General features: G+C 65.3%; 1 protein-coding gene. It reads right to left on the reverse strand.

Going from position 1 to position 522, the window contains the following annotated elements; genetic code table 11:
* Window positions 1–522, reverse strand: a 522-nt coding sequence (locus ABD369_RS41005) for an aminotransferase class III-fold pyridoxal phosphate-dependent enzyme (RefSeq protein WP_344641725.1), incomplete at both ends; no start/stop codon positions are given.

Consider the following 522-nt stretch of genomic DNA (forward strand, 5'->3'; position numbering starts at 1 on the left):
GCGGCGCCAACCGGATCACTCCGGGTTGCGCTGCATTCACAAGGTACCCGGCTTCGCGCGCTGCGTTTTCCACCGCCGGCGCGACGTCCTCGGTCAGCACGACACCCAGCAACAGTCCTGATCCCCGTACGTAGTCGACCAACGGATGGCCCAGATCTTCGATGCCCGCCGAGATCGACTTACCCAAGCTGTCGGCGCGTGAGATCAGGTCTTCCGCTGCAATGGTTTTCAGCACGGCAAGTGCCGCCGCAGCACACACCGGATTGCCACCGAACGTCGTACCGTGCTTACCCGGTCCGAACAACTCGGCCGTTGCCCCGGTCGCGATGCAGGCGCCGATCGGCATTCCGCCACCGAGTCCCTTCGCAAGAGTGATGACGTCCGGAACGATGCCGACTGCCTGATGGGCGTAGAACCAGCCGGTCCGGCCCATGCCGGTCTGCACTTCGGCGAGCACGAGAAGTGCACCGCGCTCGGCGGTGATCCGCCGAGCCTCGACGAGGTATCCCTCGGGTGGCACCA

The sequence above is a fragment of the Kitasatospora cystarginea genome (assembly GCF_039533515.1).
Lineage (GTDB): Bacteria > Actinomycetota > Actinomycetes > Streptomycetales > Streptomycetaceae > Kitasatospora > Kitasatospora cystarginea.